Origin of the sequence: Rhodanobacter glycinis, from assembly GCF_006438785.1 — a bacterium.
GTDB lineage: Bacteria > Pseudomonadota > Gammaproteobacteria > Xanthomonadales > Rhodanobacteraceae > Rhodanobacter > Rhodanobacter glycinis_A.
Genome location: NZ_RCZB01000004.1, coordinates 156,538 through 176,094 on the forward strand (window position 1 = coordinate 156,538; position 19,557 = coordinate 176,094).

Consider the following 19,557-nt stretch of genomic DNA (forward strand, 5'->3'; position numbering starts at 1 on the left):
CGTGCGGACGCAGGGTCGCCGCGCGATCCGCCGTGGGGGGCAGGCCGCGCGGCGGGTGCACTCAGAGGTGAGCCGATACGTCGAGCTCGAAGCTGCGCTCGGGGATCGTCCAGTACAACGGGTTGTTGTCCTGGGCGGTATAGCCGGCCAGCGCGTAGATCGACTTGTTGTCGCCCAGGTTGGCGACCTTGAAGGTCACCTCGACATCTTTCACTGCGGACAGTGGATGCATGAACGCGTAGCTGGCGGCAAAGTCCGCGCTGGCATAGCCGCCCAACCGCTGGGTCTGGCCGCTGTCGCCATAGCGCACGCCCACGTACTTGTCGATCAGCGACAGCGACCACGGGCCACGGTCGAACAGCAGACCGAGCGCGGCGGTGCGGTCGGGCGCGTTCGGCAGCCACTCGTTCGTGCCCTTCACTTTGGCGTTGTTGAGCGAGGCGTTGGCGTACACGCTGAAGCCGTCGGCGAGGGCCACCGTCGCCTCACCTTCGACGCCTTTGTAGATCGCGCCGCCGGCGTTGTAGTACTGGGTGACGGTGCCGATCTTGCGGCTCTCGATCTTGTTGTTGAAATCGATGTGGTAGGCATCGAACGAGAAGGTCACGCCGTCGCTGTTCCATGCGGTACCGATCTGCTCGTTGGTGGTGCCCTCCGGCTTGACCTGGTTGACCGCGGGGTCGACCGTGTAGAACGTGTTGAGGTTGGGTGCCAGGAAACCCTTGGCCCACTGTGCGTAGGCGCTCCAGTGGTCGCTCAGCGCATAGTGCATGTCCACCGACGGCAGGGCCCGGGTCCAGCTCTGTGCGTAGTGGATCGGCAGGCCGGTCTTCTGGTTCACCTGCGCATCCAGGGTGCGGCGGAAGTTCACGTACTTCGCGCCGCCGGTGATGTCGAGTTTGTCGGTGGTATGCCACTCGTACTCGGCGTACGTCTGCATGTCGGTGAGGCTGTCGTCCATCAAGCGGTCGATCGCGGCGCTGGTCGGCACGGCGTTGAGCGCACCGCCGTTGCTCCAGTCGATTTCATACTGCAGGCGCTTGTTGGTCTGGCGGTCAGCCCAGCCGCCGAGGTGGATCTCGCCCGGACCAAGGTCGTGGCTCAGGCGCAGGATGTCGCCGACCGAGCGATAGTCCATGCGCATGCGCTGGCCCGGCACATCGTTCGGCCCGTAGACGGTGCCGTTGGGCTGCTCGCCGTTGGGGTCGGAGCCGTTGTAACCCTTGTGGCGATAGCCGTAGGTGTACAGCTTGTCGCCGATGTTCCAGCCGTCCCACCGGGTTTCCAGATCCAGGTATTCGAAGTCGGTGGTGATCTTGTCGAAGTTGTAACCGTAGAAGGACTGGCTGGTGGGGTCCGCGCTGAGGCCGTAGTTGGGGCCGTACTGCTCGATCTGCGCCCGCGTGGCGCCCAGCGACACGTTCTGGTGCAGCCGGGTGAGGTTGCTGGCGAAGGTCAGCGTGGTGTTGTCGCCCAGCGGCTGCACGATCTTGGTGAAGAAGTTCTGGCGATCCAGCGCGGCGTTGGTCAGGTAGCCATCCGAGCTCAGGTTCTTGGCGCTGAAGTAGGCGGTGGTGCCGCCGTACTGGTTCATCGTGCCGGTATCGAAGCGCACGCCTTCGACCTGGGTATTGAAGCTGCCCACGCTGAAGAACGGGTTGATCCCCATCACCGGCTCGGGATCTTTCGAGTCTACCGACAGCGTGCCGCCAAAGGTGGCGTTGCCCAGCGTGCGCGCGCTGCCGGGGCCGCGGTCGATGGTGACCTGGCCGATATCCTGCGGCATGAAGTACGAGGTCGAATGCTGGGTGAAGTCGTTCGAGTCGCCCCACGGGATGCCGTCGAAAGTGACGTTGTACTCGCCGTTCTGGAAACCGCGCACCGACAGCCCCTGCGACTCCATCAGGCCCGGGCCGTTCGGATCGACGTCGGACACGCTGGGTGCGATCTTCACGATGTCGGTGTAGTTGGCCGTCGAGGCGGCCACATTCTCGATGTAGCGACTGCCGATGATCGACTGCGGCTCGGTCGCCACCAGCGAAGCCTGGGACGGCGCCTGATCGCCGGTCGTCTCGGTGCCGGCCTTCACCTCCACCTTTTTCAGCTGGATGATGCGCGTGTTGCTGCCCATGGTGCCGGTCGTGGTGGTGGGCGGCACCGTGGCGGCGGCATCGGTATCAGCGGCCGATGCCGTGCCGGCCGGCAGCAGGCCGGCGGTCATCAGGCCCAGGGCGGCTGCCACGGCGGTGGCGAGCATGGAGCGTCGCGCTGCATGAGGACGGTTCATAGAAGGTTCCTTGGAGGTGGCGAAAAAATGCCGTGCAAGCAGGCAAGTCTTCAGCCAGCACAAGTCAGAACCGTTACTGTTGCGTGTCCATGTCGCCGATGGATTGTTGCCGTCGGGTTACATACGGCCGTGGTATACGTCATGGGCCGCGCATGGCCACTCCCTGCTCGAAGGTGCTGGCCATGATGTTTGCTCCGGCGCGAAAAAGGCGTTCTGTCGTATCGATTCGACCACCACCACCCTGGCTCCGGATCAATCGGCGGGTACGCAGCGACCAGCGGCCCATGTCCTGAGCTGTTCGACCTGCTCGCGCATCAGTACCGACAACGGCCGTGTCTGTTTCAACGCGTTGAGCAAGATCGCCTGATCCGGCGGGGTGCCGCTGCCGGCCGCGTCGTACAGCGAGCTGACGATGGTCTGTTCGATTTCGGCGCCGGAGAAACCATCGCTGGCGGCGGCGAGCGCGGGCAGGTCGAAGCTGGCGGGGTCGAGTTTGCGGCGGGCGAGGTGCAGCGCGAAGATTTCGCTGCGCACGGATGCCTGCGGCAGGTCGACGAAGAAGATTTCGTCGAAGCGGCCCTTGCGCAGCAGCTCCGCGGGCAGTTCGTCGACCGCGTTCGCAGTGGCGACCACGAACACCTTGGCCTTGCGTTCAGCCATCCAGGTCAGCAGGTAACCGAGCACGCGGCGCGACACCCCGCCGTCATCGCCGCCGCCGGCAAGGCCTTTCTCGATCTCGTCGATCCACAGCACGCACGGCGCCAGCAGCTCGGTGCTGGCGAGCGCATCACGCAGGTTCTTCTCGGTCTCGCCCTGGTATTTGTTGTACAGCGTGCCGAAGTCCAGCCGCACCAGCGGCACGCCGAAGCCGCCGGCGATCGCCTTCGCCGCGAGGCTCTTGCCGCAGCCCTGCACGCCGAGCAGCAATACGCCCTTCGGCGGATCGAGCGTTGGCGTGGCGGACGGATCGAGGAATACCGCACGGCGGCGCTGCACCCATTCGCGCACGCGACCGACGCCGGCGATGTCGGCGAAGCTGGCGGTGGCGTATTCGTAGTGCAGCAGGCCGGAACGGTTGAGCAGGTCGAACTTCGACTGCATCAATTCGGGCAGATCCTGCGGGCCGAGCGCGCCGTCGTTGTAGATCAGCTTGCGCACGATGCGGCGCGCATCCGGCGCGGACAGGCCGAGCAGGTTGCGCACGATGGTGCGCGCGGCGTCGTTGTCCACTTCGATCTTGCGGCCCTGTTCGCGCTGCCAGGCCACCGCCTCGCCGCGCAGGATGCCGGCCAGCTCCCTGATGTCGGGCAGCGACAGCGGCACGCGCAAGGCCAGCGCTTCGAGTTCTTCCGGCAACTCGACCCTGGCGCCGACCAGCACGATGGTGTGCGCGGCCGAGCGCTGCCGCTGCACGATCTCGCGCATCTGGCGCAGGCTCATCGCGTAACGCAGCAGGCCATGGAAATCGAACATCAGGTAGATGCCGCGCTGGCCCTGCACGCGGATCGCGTCCAGCGTGGCAGTGGCGTCCGGTGCGACCTCGCCGTCGAGCTGGGCGAAGTCGAGCCGGCTGAGGCCGTCGGTCAGCGTCCAGCGCCATAGCGGATGCAGCGCCTGCGCGATCACGTGGCGGAAGCACTCGATCACGCGCTGCTCGTCCACCGTCTCGATCACCAGCAGCGGCGTAGCGGCACGCACCAGTGTGGTGAGGTCATCCAGTTCGCTCATGGTTCTCCCTGTGAAGTGCGCCAGTTTACAGAGCGCCGACCCTTCTGGCTTCACGCGCGCCGGTATACGCTGGGCATTCCCCCCAGAGGAGCACTGCCATGCGCCTGCTGCTGTCGTTGTTGCTGATGGTTTCGTCGCTGCCCTTGCTGGCAGCGCCGCAGCTGGACAAGCTGACCCTGCCGAAAGGTTTCCACATCGCGCTGTACACCGACCATGTGCCGGATGCACGGGAGATCGCGTTGGGCACGAATGGCACCGTGTTCGTCGGCTCGACCGACGCCGGCAAGGTCTATGCGCTGACTGACAGCGATGGCGACGGTGTGGCCGACAAGGTCCGGGTGGTCGCCAGTGGCCTGCAGTTGCCAATGGGCGTGGCGTTCCACCAGGGCGACCTGTACATCTCGGCGGTCAGCCGGATCGTGGTGCTGCGTGACATCGAGCATCACCTGGATACACCGCCGAAGCCCGAGCTGATCACCGACAAGCTGACCCGCGAAACCCATCACGGCGGCAAGTTCCTCGCGTTCGGCCCGGACGGCAAGCTGTACGTGCCGATCGGCGCGCCGTGCAACATCTGCGACCCGGCCCCCGATCACGGCAAGCTGACCCGCATGAATGCGGATGGCTCCGGCATGGAGGACGTGGCCCGCGGCATCCGCAACGCGGTCGGCTTCGACTGGCAGCCGGGCACGAAGCGCCTGTGGTTCACCGACAACGGCCGCGACCTGCTCGGCGACGATATCCCCAGCGATGAATTGAACGAGATCACCAAAGCCGGCGAGCACTTCGGTTATCCCTACTGCCATCAAGGCGACACGCTCGATCCCGAGTTCGGCAAGGGCAAGAACTGCAAGGATTACGTGCCGCCGGTACTGAAGCTGGGCGCGCACGTGGCCTCGCTCGGCATGCGCTTCTACGCGGGCAAACAGTTTCCGGCCAGCTACAAGGGCGCAATCATCGTGGCCGAGCATGGTTCGTGGAATCGCACGCGCAAGTCCGGTTATCGGGTGATGACGGTGCGCCTGAATGGCAGCAAGGTGGTCTCGTACGAACCGTTGATCACCGGCTTCGAGCAGGACGAAAGCGCGTGGGGCCGCCCGGTCGACGTGCAGCCGCTGCCGGATGGCAGTGTGCTGGTCAGCGACGATCTGGCGGGGGCGGTGTATCGGGTGACGTACAAACCCTGAGTCGGGTTGTGTGATTCCAGTGCTGCTCCCAAGTGCGATTCCGCCCTGCGCAGGAATGACGAGCTAAAAGAGCAAACGCGCTTTTGAATCTGAGGAAAACTCATGCAGCTACGCAGCGACAATTTCGAGAACGGTCAGCGCATCCCCGCCGAGTTCGCGTTCGGCAAGCAGGCGCAGCCGTTTGCGCTGTCGGACAACCACAGCCCCCATCTGGCGTGGAAGGGTGCGCCGTCGGCCACCCGCTCGTTCGTCATCACCTGCATCGACACCGATGTGCCGAGCCGCGGCGACGACGTGAACAAGGAAGGCCGCACGGTGCCGGCGGATCTGCCGCGGGTGGAATTCGTGCACTGGCTGATGGCCAACATCCCGGTCGAGTGTGGTGAGCTGGCTGCCGCTGCCTGCAGCGACGAAGTCACCCCGCGCGGCAAGCGCGAGCCGTTCGGACCGCCGGGCAGCGTGCAGGGCGTGAACGATTTCACCGGCTGGTTTGCCGGCGATGCCGGGATGGGCGGCGAATACCTCGGCTACGACGGCCCGTGTCCGCCGTGGAACGATGCGCTGCTGCATCACTACCACTTCCGGGTCTACGCGCTCGACATCGCATCGCTGGCGCTGGTCAGGGGTTTCTCGCTGGCCGAGCTGCGCGCGGCGATGGTCGGACACGTACTGGATGAGGCCGAACTGGTCGGCGTCTACAGCCTCAATCCGCAGGTCGGCGGCTGAACGAGCGTCGCCGCGGCGTGCACGCCGTGGCTGGCTCTCTTCACGCTCGCATGGCACGGGCTATGGGTGAATGGCGGCACGCGGAGCCTCCAACCGCGACCGCCACCCACTACGAAGAGGACGCCCCCATGCTTCACTACGCCCTGGTTTTTCTGGTCATCGCCATCATTGCCGCCGTGCTGGGTTTCGGCGGCATCGCCGGCGCGGCCGCCGGCATCGCGAAGATCCTGTTTGTCATCTTCCTGATCCTGGCGATCATCGCGTTCTTCCGTCGCGCCAGGTAACGAACGCAAGTTGCGTCATAGTTGCGTCATAGTGAGTCTTTCCCGGAGCATGCAATGAACAAGCAGGAACAAACCCCCGAGCCGATCGCCGGCAGCCGCATCGACGAGCGTGCCGAGCGGATCAAGCAGGCCACCTCCAATGCCGTGGCCAGCACCAAGGAAACCGTGGACCGCGCCGCCGATCACGTCGAGGAAGGTCTGCATCACGCCACCGACAAGGCCGCCGACGCCGCCAACCGGGCCACCGAGAAGGCCGCTGAAATCGGCGAGCGCGGTCGCGAGGTCTACGACCAGACCATGGATCGCGCCGATGCCTGGCTGGAGCAGGCGCGCGACTATGTGCGTGAGAAACCGGTGCAGTCCGTCGCCATCGCGCTGGGTGCCGGCTGGCTGCTCGGCCGCATCCTGCGGCGTTGAGCGACCCGACGCAGCGGGGGCAGGGAATGCGCGACGAAGGTGAATCACCCCGCGAAACGGCGGCGCCGGAACCGGCGCCGCCGTCGTCTGGGCTGCTGACCGAAATCGGTCAACTCGGCCGCGCGGTCAAGCATCTCTTCGGCGCGCAGATGCATCTGCTGGCGGCGGAGCTTGGCCTGGCACGCAGTGCGGTGTCGTGGATGCTGCTGGCGGGTCTGGCCGCGACTGTGGCCGGTGTCGGTTTCGGCTTGACCGTGCTGGGTCTGCTTGGCGTGGTGCTGGCGGCGTGGTTCGGTTCGTGGATCTGGTCGTTGCTGGTGCTGGCGCTGCTGCAGATGCTGTTCCTGGTCGGTTCGATCCTGCTGTTCCGCCGTTGCATGCACTGGATGAGCCTGCCGGTCACGCGCAACGAATGGAGTGAGATGATGCGCGATACCCTGCACAAGGCCGAGACCGAGATCGAGGCCGAGGCCGGGAACAGGCAGGGCAACCGGGAGGGAGATCGGTCGTGAGCGTTTTCGATCAGTTCGCAAAAGTGCAGGCCGCGCAGCTGCGCATGAGCGTGGCGCGGCATGAATTGAGCACGCCCGCGGCGGCCCTGCTGGCTCGCGGGCATGCTCATCCGTTGACCACGGTGGGTGTAGCGGCCGGAGCTGGTTTCGTACTGGGCAGCCTCAATGTGCATCCGCTGCGCGTGCCGGGCGTGGGGCCGCTGCTCAGCGGCGGTCTGGCCGATGCGGTGGCGTTCGGCACGCGCTTGATTGCCGAGCTGGGCACGGCGGGTCTCGCCGGTGCCGGACGGGATGCCAACGCAGCCGATGTGGAAGATGGCGAACCGTCATGAGCGAACCCGAACCGGTCCTGCCGCCCGCTGACACCGTTGGCGACGACAGCGGCGAATCATTGATCCTGATCGAGGAAGTCGCGCCGGGTTATCCGCCGCGGCAGCTGGCGCGCGGGCTGCACACGGCGCGCGGCATGCGCAGGCACATGCGGGCACTGCGCGTGCTGTTGAACGTGATGCTGTTTCTGGCGCTGATGTACACCATCACGTTGACCAAGGCGCTGCTGATTCCGCTGGTATTGGCGGCGTTCCTGGGGCTTGCGCTGAACCCGATCGTCGCTGCCGGCACGCGCATCCACCTGCCGCGCTGGCTGACTGCGAGTGTGTTGATGATCGGTCTTATCGTCGGCATCGGTAGTGGCGTTGGTCTGCTGGCGCAGCCGGCGATCGGCTGGTTCCATGGCGCACCGGCGGCGATCAAGAGCTTCGTTCCGAAACTGAGGAACCTCACCAAACCGCTGGAGGCGGCCAATCGCGCGACCCAGACCCTGGTCAACGGCAGCAATACCATTCGCGCGTCGACGACGACCCAGCCGGCGCCGATGTCGATCAGCGCGTGGGACGTGGTCTCGACCGCGCCGAAAGTGCTGGCCGCGGTACTCAGCGTGATGCTGCTGGTGTTCTTCTTCCTGATCTACGGCGACACGATGTTGCGCCGGCTGGTGGAAATCACGCCGAGCTTTGCCTACAAGCGACATGCGGTGACGATCGTGCGCGGCATCCAGACCGAGGTGTCGCGCTACCTGCTCACCGCGCTGCTGATCAACGCCGGGCTGGGCGCGCTCACCGCCGGCATGCTGTGGCTGTACAAGGTGCCCGACCCGCTGCTGTGGGGCGCGGTGGCGATGTTCGCCAACTTCATCCCGTACGTCGGTGCGATCGTCACCACCACGCTGCTGGCGGTGGTATGCATGCTTTACGCGAACGACGTGAACCTCGACGTGTTCCTGCCCGCGCTCACCTTTGCCGGCATCACCGCGGTGGAAGGCAACCTGATCACGCCGATGATCCAGGGCGCCAGCATGCGGCTGAGCCCGATCGCGATCCTGCTGTGGCTGCTAGTCTGGGGCTGGCTGTGGGGCATTCCCGGCGCGCTGCTGGCGGTGCCGATGCTCACCTGCACCAAACTGATCGCCGAACGCGTGCGCAGCTGGAACTGGTTCGCGGTGATCGTGCAGCGCTGAGGGCGACGGGCACGGTGTCGCTCAGATCGCGTCCTGCGTCAGGTTGAGCAAGGTATAGGCGCGCTGCTCGCCTTCGAATCTGTCCCCGCTCCGTGAAACCAGCGTCACGTGCCGCAGCACCATGATCACGTCGCTGACGATGACGCCCTTGCGGATCGTCGTGTAGCCGATCCAGCTGGCCTTGCCCGGGATCAGCGATACCTCGATCGTCCTTCCGGCCGTGGTGGTGATCTGCATCGGCTTGCCACTTTTCTCGCGGGACTGGTCGTCGGACGACAGGCCGGCGCCGTTGCCGGTACGGGAAAGCGTGACAACCCCGTTGCGCGGATCGACGCGCAGCACGCGCACCTGCTCGGTGCCGGCCGGGCCGATTTCCCAGGGCGCGGAGATGGCGACGTCCCAGCTCATCCCAGCGCGGAGTTGCTCAGGCGCGTTGCCCCACAGCAGGGGATTGAAGACCAACCCGCTGGTCTGGTCGTTGATGCGGCACTTGCCCGCAAAACAGTTGGTGATGCCATCACGAAGGATCTCGACGTCGTGCAGCGGCCCGCGGGCCGGGCGGCCGTCGTAGCGATCGTCTTCGTCGAAGACGATCGCCTTCGCCGTGACGCCGGTCACCTTGTAGTCGGCGGTGCCGCTGATGCGATCGACCTTTTCCATGAACCCCTCGCCCCTGGTCGAGACGGTCTTGGAGAACACGTCGGACAAGCGCTCGCCCACCTTGAGCTCGGGGTGCAGAAAGGTCGCGGCGGGCTCGGCATGAACCAATGAGGCATGAGCCGATGAAATGCTCAGGCAGAAAATCGAGGCGAAAAAGGCGAGTTTGCCGACGGCACGGAAGCGGGGGTTCATCACGGTCTCCATGAAGTGTTCGATGGTGCGCTGGATATTCAGCGCGCGATGCCGTGCGCGCGCAGCACATCGGAAATATCGAAGCGCCACAGGTTGCGCGAACCGTTGAGTGGCGATTGCAGGCGCTGCTGCAGCGTGGCCGCGTTGTCGCGCGGTTTCGGAAAATGCACCTCGTCCCGGCGCGCACTGGACACGTACAGCTCGCCGAACGACGGCCCCAGCGACGGCGCGTTCTCCAGCGCGCGGCTGTTGACGTCGTCGTCCAGGTGCAGCGGTTTGCCCCAGCGGCCGTCGGCCTGGCGGAACGCGATGTAGATGTCCGCGCTGCCCAGCGCATCGCCCTCGTTGCCCGCGTAGATCAGGAAGCGTCCCTGCGGATCCACCGCCGGATCCATCCGGCTGTGCTCGAGGTCGCCCAGTTCCACTCGCACCGGCGCCGCGTAGCCGCGACCCTGCGGATGCGCCACATAGATCTGGTAGGCCTTGCCGGAATCGGCACGACGCGCGGAGAAATAGATGTCGCCGCTGGCGGTGACCGACGGGTTGTAGATCATCGCGCCGTCGTTGAGTGCGCCGTCGACATGCGTCGGTGCGCTCCATCCGCCACGCGCGCGCCGCTCGACATACCAGAGGCCGGTGCCTGGAAAGCGGTGGCCGTTCATCTCGGCCATGACCGGCGGCTCGCCCGCGCGGACCGGCCGGTTGGATACGAAATAGAGTCGGCTGCCATCGGGCGACAGCGTGGGTTCGGAGTCGTGCCACTGGCCGGAAAACGACGCCACCTGTGGTGTCGACCAATGCTTGCCGACGCGCTGCGAAACCATGATGGCGTCGTCGGCTTCGGCAAAATCCGAGCGCATGAAATACAGCGTCTTGCCGTCCGCCGTCGGCGCGGCGGAAGTCTCCTGCAGGCCGGTGGAGATGACACCGGCGCCGAGCAGTTCACCCGCGCTTGCTGCGCGCGTGGCGAGCGTGGCAAGCAAGCAGGTGGCGAGGACGTAGGTGAGATGGCGTGGCGTCATGATCTTTCCTGATGGAGGTCCGGTGGCTTGCTTCGGCTGTCACCGCGAGCGCGGCGCATCCAGCCACGGCGCCAGCGACACACGCCAGATGTGGTTGCTGCCGTTGTCCCACGCGCGCATGCGCGCCAGATCCGCACTCGCCTGCGTCGGCGAGCGCGGGTAGCTCAACTTGGCCGTGTAGTTGCTGGTGAAGTACAAGGTGCGGGCATCCGGGCCCAGGTGCGCACCCCACGGCTCGTAGCGGTTCACCGCATCGCCGAGGTCGACCGGCTTGCTCCAGCCGTCGCCTTCGCGGAAGACGATGTACAGCCGATCAGGCTTGTCCTTGCCGGCGTAATTGGCGTCGAACACCATGAACGATTGATCGGGCGCGATCGCCGGATCCAGCTCGTGCGCCGCCGGATCGCCCAGCGCGAGCCGCTGCGGCTTCTGGTAGCGACCGTCGCGCCAGGCGGTGCGATACAGATGGAACTCGTGCTCGGGCTCGTCGCGCCGCTGGTAGTACACGTCGCCGTTGGCCGCCACGCTGGGCGCGTAGATGCTCGGCGCGTCGTTCACGGCGTCGGGCAGCCGTACTGGTTCGCTCCAGCCGTTGCCACGTCGGTCGACGCGCCACAGATGGCCGCCGCGCAGTGCCGAGCCGCCGGCAACGTCGGCGCGATTGGAGGTGTACACCAGGAACGAGCCGTCCGGTGCCATCGCCGGATCGTGGTCCTGCCACTGCCCGGAGAACGACGCGATCCGCGGCGTCGACCAGCTGCTGCCGACCCGGTGCGATTCCATGATGAAGCCGTTCCATCCGGCCTGCTGGTCGAAGTAGACGGTGGCGCCGTCGGGCGCGAAGGTCAGGCAGTCCACGCCCGCGGGACCGGAGATCGTGCCGGGGGCGAAGATTTCCGGTGTGGTGGGTGCGGTGTCGGCGGCACGGACGACGGTGGTGCCGGACAGGGTCAGCGCGAGGAGGCTGCAGGCGAACAGGGTGAGCGGGTGCTGGGCCATGCGTGTTGCTCGACGGGGCGACGGTGCGTCGAGTCTGCACAGCGGGATCGGCGCATCGCTGCTGCTTTGTGATGAGCGGAGATTCACTGTGACCAGCGGTTGTTCGCGAGGGGCAACTGGTTCGTTCTCGTTGGAGAATCGTGCTCGTCGCGGCGAGCACTGCCCCGGAAGCGAGGCGGCCTTTGTGGGAGCGACTTCAGTCGCGATGCTTTTGCTGGTTCTCGCCGCGCCAAGCCTTCAAGGCGAAGAGCTTTCGTCTGCCTGCGGCAGCCGAGTTACTTTCTCTTGGCGTGGCCAAAGAGAAAGATAACCAAAGAGAAAGGCCACCCGCTTGGCGCTTGCCGCCCCTCCATGGGCGGCAAGTCCGTGAGCCGGGGCCGGGCTTTTCGACAGGGCATCCTGCCCTGGCGAAAAGGCATCGGCGTCCCTGCCGATGCCCGCTGCGCGGCCTGTCGACCCCGGCTCACCGCCGTACAGGGGCCCCGGGTAGAGCAGTGGGCCATCCTGGCCCGCACACAGTGCGCAACCGCTGCGCGGTTGCGAGAGCAAAAGGTGGACAGTATTGGACGGCTATTCGAAATTAGGACATGTCTGATATCGGCCAGAAACGGTCGATCGACGTCGGGTTGAGCGACGCGTAGCCTTTTGCTGGAGTGGTCTGGACAGCGGTATGGGCCGCGTGGCTGGCAGGCGACTAAGAGCTCCCGGAATCACTCGCTTCGCATGTGGAAAATGCAAACTGGTTCTTGCCAGCGCGTTTACCGTGTATAGGGCACTATTTGCATGCCAAGCAGTTCATGCACCGCCAAGCCATCATCCGGACAAAAAGCAATGCCTAGAGTTTGCCATCTAGCGAAGGTTCATCTGGAAGCAACGGAATGCTTGAGCTAGAACCGTTCGAATCACAACCGCTCCGCTTCCACACACTCCAGCGACACGGGCTTCACCCGCGCAGCCCAGATCACACCTGCTACCAGCAGCGCCACCCCGAGCATGGTTTGCGTGTTCGGAAACTTGCCGCGCAGCGCAAAGGCATAGCTCAACGCTGCCAATGTTTCGAACACGATTAGCTGGCCCGCGATAGCTGTCGGCAGGCGCTGGCTGGCTTCGTTCCAGCATGTGGTGCCCAGCCAGGAAGCGAACAAGCCGATCGCTGCCATCAATGCAATAAAGACCATGGGGCGTGGGCCAAACGGCATGGGGAACTCGTTACCGGTAGCGTGCAAGTACAACCACACCAGTACGTAACCAATCAGCGCCAGCGGCAGAGTGGCGACTCCCTGCGCGGTTGCCCATGTACGCGGGCTGCGGCCGAGATGGTGGCGCAGCCAGTCGGCATTGCGCAGCGGATACCAAGTCCAACACACCACCGAACCGAGGGCGAGCAAAGCGCCCATGCCGTATCGTGATAAATCCGCGTGCGTCTGGGCGCGCAATGCGGCCAGCTCGGACTGATTCACACAAGTAATGCCAGCGGCGATCAGCAACAGCGCCGGTGCGAGTCGTGCCCAAGGCAGACGGCCGTCGCGACGGGCGTTACGCAAGTTGGCGGCAATCGCGATTACCACCGGCAAAGTACCAATGATCATGGTCGATAGCGGCGCGCCTGCGTGCTGGATCGCGCTGGCCAGACACACGTAATAAAGCAAGTTGCCGACGGCTGTGAGCTTCAGTGCCTCCGTCCAATCGACGCGACTGAGCTGGCGCAGCGCATGGCGATCCAGCCAGGCAAGCGGCAGCGCAATCAAGCCAAAAGCCAGATAGCGGCCGACCGACTGCAATGCGGCCGGATATTCGGGCACCAGCAGAGGCCCGACGAAAGCCAAGCCCCACATCAGGCCGGCGCAGAGTGCGTAGAACGTTCCTGTCCACATGCGTGCAGCATCGGGCTACGCGATCGGATGGTCTTGTACGAGATTGCTATCGCTGCAGCCCGCGCTGGTAACGCGCAGGTGTAACTCCGTAGCGGCGCGCAAAGGCGCGGGTCAGATGAGCCTGGTCGGCCAGCCCGGTGGCCGCAGCAACCTGGGCCGGTGCTTCGCCGGCGGCGAGCAAGCGTTTGGCAGCGGAGAGGCGAAAAGCCATCAACATCTGCTGTGGCGTGGCGTAATGGCGCGCCTGGAACTGGCGCAAAAAATGGAAGGGGCTGAGTCCCGCCACCTTGGCAAGATCATCCAGCGTGACATGCTCGGCCAAGTGCGCACGGAGATATTCGATCACTAACGCAAACCGCGATGGTGCCTCACGCTGTGCCGTGCGGGATACACGAGCGTAACGGCGGAATTCGCTAAGTAACTGCAGCAGCAAGCTGTCAAAGGCAAGCGGCTCGCGCGCCTGCCACAGCGCATTGAGCAACACGGTAATCTGCCGCGCGCCCACGGCATCTGCCTGCACGGCGTCGCCAAACCACCAACCGTGCTCGCCGGTGATCTCATCTACCGCAGCCTGCTGGATATAAACCATACGGTAGCGCCAGCCGCTCGCCGTTTCGGCGCGGCCGGTGTGCAACTCATCCGGATTCATCAGCACTAGCGAATCGGGTGGAGCCAGATGGTCCGCACCGCGGTAGCGGAAGCGCTCCACGCCGGATTCGATGGCGCCCAAGCCAAAGCCATCATGTACGTGCGGCACGAAAGCGTGGCGCACAATGTGCGCGCGATATAGCTCAACCCCGGCGCGGTGCGCAGGACGGCGGAATTCGGCGGTATCTGCGGGGTGATCAAAAAGGTGAGGTACGCCATGCATGGACAAATGATGGCATGCGCATCAGGTTCAACGCTTTGCGAGAAGGTCCAGTTTGGGTGGCGGACTCAACCGACCGACGCAACACATTGCCGATCACTTTCCGATGCATTCGTTTTGGCGCAGGCGACTCAACGGATGTGCGCAGAGGCCTTCAGGGCAGGCCCAGCACGCTACGCGCACCCGCGCGGAAGCGCCGACTGAGATCCAGCCGCGTGCCGTCGTGCAGCACGACTTCCGCACCCCCCTTGAACAACGGATGCACTTCGCGGATGCGCGCGAGGTTCACGAGTGTACCGCGGTGGATGCGCAGGAAGCGCGCGGGGTCGAGCTGCGCCAGCAGGTGACGCAAGGTGTCGCGGTGCAGGTAGCGCGTCGGGCCGATGTGGATGTGCAGGTAGTTGCCGTCGGCGCGGATCCAGTCGATGTCGTCGACGGGGAGCACGCGGATGTGTTCGCCGTGACGCACGCTGAGGCGTTGCACGTAGCCATCGGCGGGCGTCGGTGCGGATGCATCGCCAGTGCCGGCGTGGAGGCCGAGCCAGTGGCGATTCACGCGTGCCATGGCCTGGTCGAAGCGGGCCTGGTCGATCGGCTTGAGCACGTAGTCCAGCGCCATCGCATCGAACGCGCGCAGCGCGTGTTCGGCGAACGCGGTGGTGAACACCACCAGCGGCAGGCGGTCGGGGGCGAGTTCGTGCAGCAGTTCGAAGCCGTCCATGCCGGGCATCTGGATGTCGAGGAACAGCAGGTCCGGCTGCAGCGCGCGTACGGCCTGCATCGCCTCGGCGGCGTTGCCGCATTCGCCGACGATCTCCACTTCGGCGTGCGTGGCCAGCGCCTGGCGCAGCGCGAGGCGCGCCAGCACTTCATCGTCGACCAGCACGGTGCGCAGGCGCGGCGTGTTCATGCGGCGTGCTCGGTGTAGGGCAGGCGCACCTCGGCGCGGGTGCCGCCGCCGGGGATCGCGCTGAGTTCGAGCCCCGCCGCGTCGCCGAACAGCATGCGCAGGCGCGAACGGGTATTGCCCAAGCCGATGCCTTCCAGCGTGCCGGCCGGCGGCAGGCCGAGGCCGTCGTCGTCCACGCGCAACTGCAGCTGGTCGCCGTCGCGCCGGATGGAAACGCGCAGGATGCCGGCGCCGGGTTTGTCCTGCAGACCGTGGCGCAGCGCGTTCTCCACCAGCGGCTGCAGGATCAGGTTGGGCACCGCCGCATCGAGGGTGTCGTCGGCCACGTCCAGCCGGGTGCTCAAGCGATCCTGGAAACGCACCTGCTGGATGTCGAGATAGCAGGTGAGGAATTCCAGCTCCCGTGACAGCGGTACTTGCGGCGCGTGGCGTTCTTCCAGGGTGAGGCGCAGGAAGTCGCTGAGCCGCGCGATCATCAGCCGCGCCTGCAGCGGATCGGCCAGCGCCAGCGCCGAGATCGCGTTGAGCGTGTTGAACAGGAAGTGCGGCTGCAGCTGCATGCGCAGCGCCTGCAGTTGCGATTGCGCCAGCTGCGTTTCCAGCTGGGTGCGGCGCAACCGCTCGTCGCGCAGGTGCCGGCGTGATTCCATCCCGCGCAGCACCGCCAGAATCACCCAGTAGATCACCAGCGCCTGCTGGAACTTGTAGGCGAATTCCATATGGACGAAGCCGCCGAACGACGTCACCGGCATCTTGCCCGGACCGCTCACGGTCCAGAAGATCAGCAGCTGCAGCACCGTCTGCGCCAGCGCCATGCCGAGGCTGGCGGGCGCATGCAGGAGCAGGAAGCGTGGCCAGCTGCGACCGGCGCTGCGCCGGCCCAGCCAGCCGATGGCCGGTGCCAGCACCATCCACAGATAGAAGTCGGCGGCGTTCCAGGTGAGCCCGCGCAGCCACGACGGGTCGTGCCCTTCGCTGAGCGCGGATAGCCCCGAGCTCAGCGCGTAAGACAGCGCCAGCAGCGTCCAGAAAGCGAACGCCAGGCCCCAGGTCTTTGATCCTCGCGAGGTGATGTAGTCCGGCACGGGATTCTCGCTGGCGATGCGCACCGCTGGCGCTCTATTCATCCGCGCAGTATGCCCAAGCCGTGCGTCCGGCGGATAGGCGGCAAGTGGTGTCGTGCGGAACGTGAGCCCGGATTCAGCGCAGCGTTGCCGTTTCGGCAGCAGGCACATCGTGCTACTTCATCGGGGTCTGGTCGTCACGTGTTCCGCCAGCCAGGGCGCGATCGACAGGTGGTGGATGCGGTTGTCCGCTGCCGTGAAATACACCGTGGACAGGTCCGGATCCAGACGCGCCTCCTCGCCGGACGGCCCGAGATGGATCGGTTGGCCCCAGCCCGCGGGTGTGGCGAAGGCCACGAACAGATCGTTGGTGTCCGCTGCGGCGGGCCTGCGATTCGAACTGAACACGATGAAGGATCTATCCGGCGCGATCGCCGGGTCGACATCGGCGGCCACGCCGTCGTTCGAGGGCAACGGCAGCCGCACCGGTGGCTGGAACTGCCCGCCAGCAAACTGGCTGACGTAGATCCGCAGATGATGGCTCTGCGGATCGGGTTTCATGAAATACAGGCTGCCATCCGCCGCCACTGCCGGCGAATAAGTCGCCGGGCTGGCGTTGACGATATCGGGAAGCCGTACCGGTGCGCTCCAGCCATCGCCCGCGCGGTTCACGCGCCACAGATTGCCGCCGCGCCCGGGTTGCGGCTTGCCGCCGAAGTAGCCGTCCAGTGCCTTGCCGCCGGCCGTGGCGGGCCGGTTCGAAATGAAGACCAGATACGAGCCATCGGGCGCCATCGCCGGTTCCAGGTCCATCCACTGCGCCGAGAACGGCGCACGTTCCGGTGTCGACCAGATCCCCGCCCGTCGATGCGCAAGGTAGATCCGCCGCGTCGGCCCTTGCCCGCGCGCGAACACCACCGTCCGGCCGTCCGGCGTGAACGCAGGCGACGCATCGTTGCCCGCTCCCCATGGCAGCTCCGCCGAGGGCAGGCGGGAAGCCGCGGGGGCCGTCCCGGATGGCGCATCCAGCCACGGTGCCAGCGACACCTGCCAGATGTGATCGGCACCGTTGTTCCACGCCGCGGCAGCATCCGGATCCGACGCCGGCAGGCGACGATCGCTGTAGAAATACAGGGTGCGGTGATCGGCACCCAGCTGGGCGCCCATGCTGTGCTTGCCGCCGTTCACGCTGTCGCCGAGATCGCGCGGGGTGCTCCAGCCGGTGGGCGTGTGGAACGCGATGGCGAGCCGATAGGGTTGCTGCGCATCGTGCTTGGTGCTGAAGACCATGAACGAGCGGTCCGGTGCAATCGCCGGATCGCGGATCTGCGCATCGGCATCGCCCAGCTTCACGATGTAGGGCGGGTGGTACACGCCGTCGCGGTAGACCGAACGCAGCAGATGGAATTGCGTGTCCGCCGCGCTGCAGCCGATGAAGTAGATGCTGCCGTCCGCCGCGATGCTGGGGGCGAAAGTTGTCGAGCAGCTGTTGACCACGTCCGGCAGGCGCACCGGTGCGCTCCAGCCGTTGCCCTGCCGGTTCACCCGCCACAGGTTCATGCCCTCGCCGGCGCGGCGCTTGCCCGCGTGAACCTCATCGATCGGCTTGCCGCCGGGCAGCACCGGGCGGTTGGAGACGAACAGCAGGAACGAGCCGTCCGGTGCCATCGCCGGATCGAGATCGCGCCAGTGCCCGGAGAACGGAGCAGCCTTGGGTGTCGACCAGTGACCGCGATCACGATGCGATTCCATCAGCGTGAAGCTGTCGGTGCCGCGCATGAAATACACCGTCGCGCCATCCGGAGTGAATGCCGCCGCGCCGTCGTCGGTGGTACCGGCAATCTCTCCCGGCGCGAAGATCGTTGCGGTCGCGCCGGCGGTCGTGGCCGCGTGGGCCGACGATCCAACGACGAGCAGAACGCCCAGTGCAGTCGACAATTTCATGCAGCTTCTCCCTGGTGGCGTGGCCCGTGCGTCGATCGAGGAGCGGCGCCATGGACGTGGACGATCCATGCAGGCTGGCACGGGCCGTCACCTGCGTCGCCGCTCCTGTGACCACCGGCGCCGCGGCAATGACGAACGGTGCACTGGCCGATGCAGGCGGCCGGCCACCGCGTCCTCGAAGGCCGGTCGCAGGGACGCTCGTCGGCGCGGGCTGCCAGCTGTCGCCGCTGAACAGTCCCATCCAACCGCTGGTCACCACGTTGCGGGCGCTCGTCACCGAAGCGGTGCGGATAGCCGGCCGGCGAGGCACGCTCGTCCGGCGGCGATCCCGCCACGAACCAGGACAGCAGCATGCGCAGCAAGCAAAGTCTCTTCCCGATGGGCATGGCCTGCCTCGCCGTGCTGGTGCTGGGCGCCGAAGCGGTGATCGCGGGGACCTCGGCCGCGAGGGCCGCCGGCATCGATGAATCCGCCCGCAGCGAGGCGGCGGTGATCGCGGTCGACCAGCACTGGCTGGAGGCGGAACTCGACGGCGACACGGCGTGGCTCGACGAAATGCTGCTGCCGGAATACCGCTCGGTTGGTGCCGATGGCGTGGTGCACCCGAAGGCCGCGATCATGGCGCACGCGGCGAAGAATCGCGGTTCCGACGAGGAGCGCCGCAAGGTCGAGGCGTGGCTCAAGACGCATCCCTCGGGCAAGGCCGTGGTAATCCACGGCGACACCGCGATCCTGTCGTTCTACGACCCGGCGAAAGGCGCGGCCAGCGACGTGCGTTCGTCCGATATCTTCGTCTACGTTGACGGCCGCTGGCACGCGCTGTACTCGCAGCACAGCGAAGTCAGCAAGCGCTGATCGGTCCGGGCTGATCAGCCCGGCTTGGGGAACAGCACGGCGGGATCGCCGCTGAACCACACCATATCGATCTGCATGCGTTCGATCTGCCACTGCGCTCCCTGGCGCGACAGTTCGGTGGTGTAGATGTGCTTGAGCAGCAGGTGACGCGAGTGGTCGTGGCGCGGCAAATGCTGTGCCTCGACCAGTGCGAACAAGGTGGCGTGCTTGCCGTCGAAAGCGGTCACGCGCGGATTGGTCACGGTGTGGGTAGTGTCGAGTCCGCCGATCGCCGCGAAGATGGTGTCGGCGATTGTCTGGCGGCCCTCGAACACCGGGATGGCGGCGCCCAGCCGCCACGCCGGCGCGGTGAAATCGAGGGTGGCGTGTTCGGCGAAGGCCGACTCGAACAGCGCGCGGTCGCGCAGGTCCTGGCCGGCGCCGAAACGATACAGCGCGTCGACGATGGCGACTTGTTCGTCCGCACTGACAGACAGGCGAGGCGGATGATCGAGTGTGCTCACGAGTACTGC

At 65.8% G+C, this 19,557-nt stretch carries 19 protein-coding genes; 8 read left to right on the forward strand and 11 right to left on the reverse strand.

What is annotated here, in order from left to right; genetic code table 11:
- Positions 1–61 precede the first annotated feature (61 nt).
- Positions 62–2,287, reverse strand: a complete 2,226-nt coding sequence (locus EAH75_RS14700) for a TonB-dependent receptor (protein WP_140651656.1) — start codon at positions 2,285–2,287, stop codon at positions 62–64.
- Between the two features lie 252 nt (positions 2,288–2,539).
- Positions 2,540–4,015: an AAA family ATPase gene (locus tag EAH75_RS14705; protein ID WP_140651658.1), complete on the reverse strand. Its 1,476-nt coding sequence runs from the start codon at positions 4,013–4,015 to the stop codon at positions 2,540–2,542.
- A gap of 98 nt (positions 4,016–4,113) precedes the next feature.
- Here EAH75_RS14705 and EAH75_RS14710 point away from each other — a divergent pair, with 98 nt between their 5' ends.
- The 7 genes from EAH75_RS14710 to EAH75_RS14740 all read left to right on the forward strand — a co-directional run bounded on the left by EAH75_RS14710 (position 4,114) and on the right by EAH75_RS14740 (position 8,657).
- Positions 4,114–5,202, forward strand: coding sequence for a PQQ-dependent sugar dehydrogenase (locus tag EAH75_RS14710; protein WP_140805973.1), 1,089 nt, complete (start codon positions 4,114–4,116; stop codon positions 5,200–5,202).
- Positions 5,203–5,304: 102 nt separating this feature from the next.
- Complete coding sequence (locus EAH75_RS14715; RefSeq protein WP_140651662.1) at positions 5,305–5,928, forward strand: YbhB/YbcL family Raf kinase inhibitor-like protein; 624 nt, start codon at positions 5,305–5,307, stop codon at positions 5,926–5,928.
- Between the two features lie 128 nt (positions 5,929–6,056).
- Entirely contained in the window at positions 6,057–6,212 is a 156-nt protein-coding gene (locus EAH75_RS14720) for a DUF1328 domain-containing protein (RefSeq protein WP_113728675.1), read from the forward strand.
- Between the two features lie 54 nt (positions 6,213–6,266).
- Positions 6,267–6,629, forward strand: coding sequence for a DUF883 family protein (locus tag EAH75_RS14725; RefSeq protein ID WP_140651664.1), 363 nt, complete (start codon positions 6,267–6,269; stop codon positions 6,627–6,629).
- A gap of 26 nt (positions 6,630–6,655) precedes the next feature.
- Positions 6,656–7,141, forward strand: a complete 486-nt coding sequence (locus EAH75_RS14730; protein WP_140651666.1) for an ABC transporter ATP-binding protein — start codon at positions 6,656–6,658, stop codon at positions 7,139–7,141.
- Entirely contained in the window at positions 7,138–7,473 is a 336-nt protein-coding gene (locus tag EAH75_RS14735) for a glycine zipper domain-containing protein (protein ID WP_140651668.1), read from the forward strand. Before EAH75_RS14730 ends, EAH75_RS14735 begins: the two co-directional genes overlap by 4 nt.
- Entirely contained in the window at positions 7,470–8,657 is a 1,188-nt protein-coding gene (locus EAH75_RS14740) for an AI-2E family transporter (RefSeq protein WP_140651671.1), read from the forward strand. Before EAH75_RS14735 ends, EAH75_RS14740 begins: the two co-directional genes overlap by 4 nt.
- 21 nt (positions 8,658–8,678) lie before the next feature.
- Here EAH75_RS14740 and EAH75_RS14745 read toward each other — a convergent pair whose 3' ends face one another.
- The 8 genes from EAH75_RS14745 to EAH75_RS14780 all read right to left on the reverse strand — a co-directional run bounded on the left by EAH75_RS14745 (position 8,679) and on the right by EAH75_RS14780 (position 18,190).
- Positions 8,679–9,509, reverse strand: a complete 831-nt coding sequence (locus EAH75_RS14745) for a hypothetical protein (protein WP_140805974.1) — start codon at positions 9,507–9,509, stop codon at positions 8,679–8,681.
- Between the two features lie 38 nt (positions 9,510–9,547).
- Positions 9,548–10,531 carry a TolB family protein gene (locus EAH75_RS14750; protein ID WP_140651676.1) on the reverse strand — a complete coding sequence of 328 codons (984 nt, stop codon included), beginning with the start codon at positions 10,529–10,531 and terminating at the stop codon, positions 9,548–9,550.
- Positions 10,532–10,570: 39 nt separating this feature from the next.
- A complete protein-coding gene (locus EAH75_RS14755; RefSeq protein ID WP_140651678.1) occupies positions 10,571–11,530 on the reverse strand; it encodes a TolB family protein in 960 nt (319 codons plus the stop codon).
- A 902-nt stretch (positions 11,531–12,432) separates the two neighbouring features.
- Complete coding sequence (locus tag EAH75_RS14760; protein WP_140651680.1) at positions 12,433–13,404, reverse strand: DMT family transporter; 972 nt, start codon at positions 13,402–13,404, stop codon at positions 12,433–12,435.
- 46 nt (positions 13,405–13,450) lie between these two features.
- The gene (locus EAH75_RS14765) at positions 13,451–14,275 is read right to left on the reverse strand and encodes an AraC family transcriptional regulator (RefSeq protein ID WP_140651682.1); all 825 of its coding nucleotides are present in this window, start codon (positions 14,273–14,275) and stop codon (positions 13,451–13,453) included.
- 151 nt (positions 14,276–14,426) lie between these two features.
- Complete coding sequence (locus EAH75_RS14770) at positions 14,427–15,182, reverse strand: LytR/AlgR family response regulator transcription factor (RefSeq protein ID WP_140651684.1); 756 nt, start codon at positions 15,180–15,182, stop codon at positions 14,427–14,429.
- Positions 15,179–16,309, reverse strand: a complete 1,131-nt coding sequence (locus EAH75_RS14775) for a sensor histidine kinase (protein WP_140651686.1) — start codon at positions 16,307–16,309, stop codon at positions 15,179–15,181. The genes EAH75_RS14770 and EAH75_RS14775 overlap by 4 nt, the downstream gene beginning before the upstream one ends.
- Positions 16,310–16,426: 117 nt before the next feature.
- Positions 16,427–18,190: a PD40 domain-containing protein gene (locus EAH75_RS14780; RefSeq protein ID WP_161596202.1), complete on the reverse strand. Its 1,764-nt coding sequence runs from the start codon at positions 18,188–18,190 to the stop codon at positions 16,427–16,429.
- A gap of 351 nt (positions 18,191–18,541) precedes the next feature.
- Here EAH75_RS14780 and EAH75_RS14785 point away from each other — a divergent pair, with 351 nt between their 5' ends.
- Positions 18,542–19,045: a nuclear transport factor 2 family protein gene (locus EAH75_RS14785; protein WP_240046207.1), complete on the forward strand. Its 504-nt coding sequence runs from the start codon at positions 18,542–18,544 to the stop codon at positions 19,043–19,045.
- A 14-nt stretch (positions 19,046–19,059) separates the two neighbouring features.
- On the opposite strand, the gene EAH75_RS14790 is transcribed toward EAH75_RS14785, so the two are convergent.
- Complete coding sequence (locus tag EAH75_RS14790) at positions 19,060–19,548, reverse strand: nuclear transport factor 2 family protein (protein WP_206666216.1); 489 nt, start codon at positions 19,546–19,548, stop codon at positions 19,060–19,062.
- Positions 19,549–19,557 lie beyond the last annotated feature (9 nt).

Bases quoted from the DNA above. Each gene is read 5' to 3' on its own strand.
- EAH75_RS14700 (WP_140651656.1), bottom strand. From the start codon at position 2,287: ATGAACCGTCCTCATGCAGCGCGACGCTCCATGCTCGCCACCGCCGTG.
- EAH75_RS14705 (WP_140651658.1), bottom strand. From the start codon at position 4,015: ATGAGCGAACTGGATGACCTCACCACACTGGTGCGTGCCGCTACGCCG.
- EAH75_RS14710 (WP_140805973.1), top strand. From the start codon at position 4,114: ATGCGCCTGCTGCTGTCGTTGTTGCTGATGGTTTCGTCGCTGCCCTTG.
- EAH75_RS14715 (WP_140651662.1), top strand. From the start codon at position 5,305: ATGCAGCTACGCAGCGACAATTTCGAGAACGGTCAGCGCATCCCCGCC.
- EAH75_RS14720 (WP_113728675.1), top strand. From the start codon at position 6,057: ATGCTTCACTACGCCCTGGTTTTTCTGGTCATCGCCATCATTGCCGCC.
- EAH75_RS14725 (WP_140651664.1), top strand. From the start codon at position 6,267: ATGAACAAGCAGGAACAAACCCCCGAGCCGATCGCCGGCAGCCGCATC.
- EAH75_RS14730 (WP_140651666.1), top strand. From the start codon at position 6,656: ATGCGCGACGAAGGTGAATCACCCCGCGAAACGGCGGCGCCGGAACCG.
- EAH75_RS14740 (WP_140651671.1), top strand. From the start codon at position 7,470: ATGAGCGAACCCGAACCGGTCCTGCCGCCCGCTGACACCGTTGGCGAC.
- EAH75_RS14745 (WP_140805974.1), bottom strand. From the start codon at position 9,509: ATGAACCCCCGCTTCCGTGCCGTCGGCAAACTCGCCTTTTTCGCCTCG.
- EAH75_RS14750 (WP_140651676.1), bottom strand. From the start codon at position 10,531: ATGACGCCACGCCATCTCACCTACGTCCTCGCCACCTGCTTGCTTGCC.
- EAH75_RS14755 (WP_140651678.1), bottom strand. From the start codon at position 11,530: ATGGCCCAGCACCCGCTCACCCTGTTCGCCTGCAGCCTCCTCGCGCTG.
- EAH75_RS14760 (WP_140651680.1), bottom strand. From the start codon at position 13,404: ATGTGGACAGGAACGTTCTACGCACTCTGCGCCGGCCTGATGTGGGGC.
- EAH75_RS14765 (WP_140651682.1), bottom strand. From the start codon at position 14,275: ATGCATGGCGTACCTCACCTTTTTGATCACCCCGCAGATACCGCCGAA.
- EAH75_RS14770 (WP_140651684.1), bottom strand. From the start codon at position 15,182: ATGAACACGCCGCGCCTGCGCACCGTGCTGGTCGACGATGAAGTGCTG.
- EAH75_RS14775 (WP_140651686.1), bottom strand. From the start codon at position 16,309: ATGAATAGAGCGCCAGCGGTGCGCATCGCCAGCGAGAATCCCGTGCCG.
- EAH75_RS14780 (WP_161596202.1), bottom strand. From the start codon at position 18,190: ATGAAATTGTCGACTGCACTGGGCGTTCTGCTCGTCGTTGGATCGTCG.
- EAH75_RS14785 (WP_240046207.1), top strand. From the start codon at position 18,542: ATGCGCAGCAAGCAAAGTCTCTTCCCGATGGGCATGGCCTGCCTCGCC.